The sequence below is a fragment of the Mesorhizobium waimense genome (genome assembly GCF_003601975.1).
GTDB lineage: Bacteria > Pseudomonadota > Alphaproteobacteria > Rhizobiales > Rhizobiaceae > Mesorhizobium > Mesorhizobium waimense.
Genome location: NZ_QZWZ01000017.1, coordinates 157,501 through 162,382 on the forward strand (window position 1 = coordinate 157,501; position 4,882 = coordinate 162,382).

A 4,882-nucleotide genomic window follows, 5' to 3' on the forward strand; every position below is an offset into this window, starting at 1 on the left:
TCTGTATGACATCGTAAAGAGAAGATTTGTTCGAACTTCATGATCCGAAAGGTTCATGATTTGTCGCGGGAGACGCTCAATCTCCCGCATATGATGGGTTTGCCTAACCGCGCCCTCGAACCGATCTCGAGAAGCTGGTCTTTTTGTGCCAATTCCATTGAATCCAGGTTCTGCACAGGATCTGGTTCGAGCGACAATCCCTTCGGGATTGCGCGATGGGCATTGGCAATGAGAACGATCAAGTGTCTTAAGGGCAATTGGTGGATGCCTTGGCATGCACAGGCGATGAAGGACGTGATACGCTGCGATAAGCTACGGGGAGGTGCGAATACCCTTTGATCCGTAGATTTCCGAATGGGGAAACCCACCTAAGGTACTTGGAAAATCAGAGCAGCAGGGCAACTTGCTGCTGTGGTTTCCAAGTATCGATAATAGGTAACTTATCCTGAATACATAGGGATAAAGTGGCGAACGCGGGGAACTGAAACATCTAAGTACCCGTAGGAAAGGACATCAACCGAGACTCCGGAAGTAGTGGCGAGCGAACCCGGACCAGGCCAGTGGCGATGATGAGACAAGCGGAACCTTCTGGAAAGTAGGGCCATAGTGGGTGACAGCCCCGTACGCGTAATGCAAATCATCGTCCTCGAGTAAGGCGGGACACGTGAAATCCTGTCTGAAATTGGGGGGACCACCCTCCAAGCCTAAGTACTCGTGCATGACCGATAGCGAACTAGTACCGTGAGGGAAAGGTGAAAAGCACCCCGACAAGGGGAGTGAAAGAGTACCTGAAACCGATTGCCTACAAACAGTGGGAGCCCGCAAGGGTCACCACGTACCTTTTGTATAATGGGTCAGCGACTTAGTGTGACGAGCAAGCTTAAACCGATAGGTGTAGGCGCAGCGAAAGCGAGTCTGAATAGGGCGTTCAGTTCGTCGCATTAGACCCGAAACCGAGTGATCTAGCCATGAGCAGGTTGAAGGTAAGGTAACACTTACTGGAGGACCGAACCCATAACTGTTGCAATAGTTCGGGATGACTTGTGGCTAGGGGTGAAAGGCCAATCAAACTCGGAAATAGCTGGTTCTCCGCGAAATCTATTTAGGTAGAGCGTCGACCGAATACCCCAGGGGGTAGAGCACTGGATGGGCTAGGGGTCCTCACCGGATTACCAAACCTAACCAAACTCCGAATACCTGGGAGTACTAGTCGGCAGACACACGGCGGGTGCTAACGTCCGTCGTGAAAAGGGAAACAACCCTGACCTACAGCTAAGGTCCCCAAGTTATGGCTAAGTGGGAAAGGATGTGAGGATCCCAAAACAACCAGGATGTTGGCTTAGAAGCAGCCATCATTTAAAGAAAGCGTAACAGCTCACTGGTCTAAATAAGGGTCTTTGCGCCGAAAATGTAACGGGGCTAAAGCCATACACCGAAGCTTAGGGTTCGTAGCAATACGAGCGGTAGCGGAGCGTTCTGTAAGCTGATGAAGCCGTACCCGTGAGGGGCGGTGGAGGTATCAGAAGTGCGAATGCTGACATGAGTAACGTAAGGGGAGTGAGAGACTCCCCCGCCGAAAGACCAAGGGTTCCTGCTTAAAGTTAATCTGAGCAGGGTTAGCCGGCCCCTAAGACGAGGCGGAAACGCGTAGTCGATGGGAACCACGTTAATATTCGTGGGCCTGGAGGTAGTGACGGATCATTGAGGTAGTCCAATCTTATCGGATTGAAAGGGCTGCTGCGTGGTTCCAGGAAATAGCTCCTCCTTATAGACCGTACCCGAAACCGACACTGGTGGTCTGGTAGAGTATACCAAGGCGCTTGAGAGAACTATGCTGAAGGAACTCGGCAAATTGCACGCGTAACTTCGGAAGAAGCGTGACCCTTTTCTGCGCAAGCAGAGGAGGGTGGCACAGACCAGGGGGTAGCGACTGTTTATCAAAAACACAGGGCTCTGCGAAGTCGCAAGACGACGTATAGGGTCTGACGCCTGCCCGGTGCTGGAAGGTTAAGAGGAGGGGTGCAAGCTCTGAATCGAAGCCCCAGTAAACGGCGGCCGTAACTATAACGGTCCTAAGGTAGCGAAATTCCTTGTCGGGTAAGTTCCGACCTGCACGAATGGCGTAACGACTTCCCCGCTGTCTCCAGCATAGACTCAGTGAAATTGAATTCCCCGTGAAGATGCGGGGTTCCTGCGGTTAGACGGAAAGACCCCGTGCACCTTTACTATAGCTTTACATTGGCATTCGTAGTGGCATGTGTAGGATAGGTGGTAGGCTTTGAAACCTGGGCGCCAGCTCAGGTGGAGCCACCCTTGAAATACCACCCTTATTACTATGGATGTCTAACCGCGGCCCGTTATCCGGGTCCGGGACAATGTATGGTGGGTAGTTTGACTGGGGCGGTCGCCTCCTAAAGAGTAACGGAGGCGCGCGATGGTGGGCTCAGAACGGTCGGAAATCGTTCGCTGAGTGCAATGGCATAAGCCTGCCTGACTGCGAGACTGACAAGTCGAGCAGAGACGAAAGTCGGTCATAGTGATCCGGTGGTCCCGCGTGGAAGGGCCATCGCTCAACGGATAAAAGGTACGCCGGGGATAACAGGCTGATGACCCCCAAGAGTCCATATCGACGGGGTTGTTTGGCACCTCGATGTCGACTCATCGCATCCTGGGGCTGGAGCAGGTCCCAAGGGTATGGCTGTTCGCCATTTAAAGCGGTACGTGAGTTGGGTTCAGAACGTCGTGAGACAGTTCGGTCCCTATCTGCCGTGGGTGTAGGAATATTGAAAGGATCTGTCCCTAGTACGAGAGGACCGGGATGGACGGATCTCTGGTGGACCTGTTGTGGCGCCAGCCGCATAGCAGGGTAGCTATATCCGGACGGGATAACCGCTGAAGGCATCTAAGCGGGAAACCCACCTTAAAACGAGTATTCCCTGAGAACCGTGGAAGACGACCACGTTGATAGGCCGGGTGTGGAAGAGCGGCAACGCTTGAAGCTTACCGGTACTAATAGTTCGATCGGCTTGATCGTTCTCATTCCTTATGCCCATCGAGGCGACAATCCTTTGGATTGCGCTGAGATGGATGGCACAGAAAACAGCTTCTCGAATAACGTGCGTTTTGCCGACCTGGTGGTTATGGCGGAGCGGCTGCACCCGATCCCATTCCGAACTCGGCCGTGAAACGCTCCAGCGCTGATGGTACTTCGTCTCAAGACGCGGGAGAGTAGGTCGCTGCCAGGTCTGCCAAGCGCACGTTGGAAATCTTCTCCTTACGATTAGGCCCGCCAAACGGGATTTTGGGCCGCGCAAGCGGCCCTTTCATTTGGCGGCGGCTTGAATCCGGTAAGTTTCGGCTTACTTCTAAGGTTGACGCGGGGTGGAGCAGCCCGGTAGCTCGTCAGGCTCATAACCTGAAGGTCACAGGTTCAAATCCTGTCCCCGCAACCACTTCTATCATAGTACGCTAACCGTCCCGGTCTGACCGGGGCGGTTTTTGCGTTTCGAGGCTGGGGATGTCTCGGTCGCGCCAGCAGCCGACATGCAGCTGCTCGAGAAGCCGTTTGGCATTCGCCTGCAGCGGATTGCCAGGCGGAGGTTCTGTATCCCCACGGTGACGGCCGCCTTGCTGAGGTAGGCTGAAGGCTGCCAGTCCTAGTGCAAGCACTAGGAGTAGACCTGTGACGAAGCATCAGATCGAAGTGATCACGTCGGTTGAGCGCCGCCGGCGCTGGTCTCGGGAGGAGAAGGAGTGGCTGGTCGCAGCGACGTTTGAGCCTGGGGCCAGTGTTTTCGAGATTGCACGATCGGCCGGCATTCATGGGAGCCAGCTTTTTCGGTGGCGCAAGGAGCTCTGCCAGATCTCCGCGCCGAGCGTGCCACAGCTCGTTGCGGTGGAGGTCGTCGAGGCGCGGCCGGCGCCGCAACCGCCTGCGCAGCAACCACCGATATCGCGATCGCGCAAGAAGAGCAGCACGGTGACCATCGAGCTTGGCGGCGCCCGTCGCCTGCGGGTCGAGAGTGATATCGATAGCGAGGCGCTCGGCCGGACCCTGGATGTGCTGGAGCGGCGATGATCCCGGTCCCGCGCGATGTGAAGGTGTGGCTGGCCACTGGTTATACGGATATGCGCAAGGGCTTCCCCGGCCTCGCATTGATGGTGCAGGAGACCTTGAAGCGCGATCCGCACAGCGGCCACTTGTTCTGTTTCCGCGGGCGTCAGGGAGGGCTGATCAAGGTGATCTGGCATAACGGCCAGGGTGCCTGCCCGAGCGCCATCTGAAGACCTTTAGCGGCATTCTGCAGGCGGACGCCTATAGCGGCTACAATCCGCTCTTCAAGGTGGACCGTGATCCCGGTCCGCTGACCCAGGCGCTGTGCTGGGCGCATGCACGTCGTAAGTTCTTCGTGCTCGCCGACATCGCCACCAACGCCAGGCGCGGCAAGTGCCGCGCCGATCTCTCCGATCGCGCTCGAGGCGGTCAAACGCATGGACGCGCTGTTCGACATCGAGCGCGACATCAACGGTCTTGCCGCCGACGAGAGCCTGCAACGACGCCAGCAGGAGAGCCGACCGATCGCAGAGGCGCTTGAGGAATGGATGCGGACCGAGCGGGCAAAATTGTCCCGGAGTTCCCCGGTTGCTGAGCCAATCGACTATGTGCTGAAGCGCTGGGACGGCTTCACGTCCTTCCTCAGCGACGGCAGGATTTGCCTCACTAACAACGCCGCCGAACGGGCGCTGCGTGGTTTTGCAATCTCGGGGTCATTCTGCCCATGTTGGGCAGGAGGTCGAAGTCCATTATCGCTGGCATCCGTATTTCGGACGCCGGCTTCGCTGCGAGAACAGTGAAGAACGCGCCAACGGTCGGATCGTTCAT

At 56.2% G+C, this 4,882-nt stretch carries 2 protein-coding genes, 1 tRNA gene, 2 rRNA genes and 1 pseudogene; all 6 read left to right on the plus strand.

All coding sequences use genetic code 11. The annotated features are described in order from the left end of the window. The first annotated feature begins 236 nt into the window (after positions 1 to 236). Positions 237 to 3,034 (plus strand): 23S ribosomal RNA (locus D3227_RS22030). A 96-nt stretch (positions 3,035 to 3,130) separates the two neighbouring features. Then, a 5S ribosomal RNA gene (rrf, locus tag D3227_RS22035) occupies positions 3,131 to 3,245 on the plus strand. Between the two features lie 130 nt (positions 3,246 to 3,375). Continuing rightward, positions 3,376 to 3,452, plus strand: a tRNA-Met gene (locus tag D3227_RS22040). Positions 3,453 to 3,682: 230 nt separating this feature from the next. Continuing rightward, the gene (gene tnpA / locus D3227_RS22050; RefSeq protein WP_167480795.1) at positions 3,683 to 4,078 is read left to right on the plus strand and encodes an IS66-like element accessory protein TnpA; all 396 of its coding nucleotides are present in this window, start codon (positions 3,683 to 3,685) and stop codon (positions 4,076 to 4,078) included. Positions 4,079 to 4,158: 80 nt separating this feature from the next. After that, a complete protein-coding gene (gene tnpB / locus D3227_RS42825) occupies positions 4,159 to 4,284 on the plus strand; it encodes a transposase (RefSeq protein ID WP_245451833.1) in 126 nt (41 codons plus the stop codon). Further along, a pseudogene (locus D3227_RS22060) lies at positions 4,254 to 4,761 on the plus strand (IS66 family transposase); the annotation flags it as partial. The gene tnpB and the pseudogene D3227_RS22060, both read left to right, overlap by 31 nt. Positions 4,762 to 4,882: the final 121 nt, after the last annotated feature.

Excerpts from the sequence above, each read along its gene's own strand:
- tnpB (WP_245451833.1), top strand. The coding sequence starts at position 4,159 with ATGGTGCAGGAGACCTTGAAGCGCGATCCGCACAGCGGCCACTTGTTC.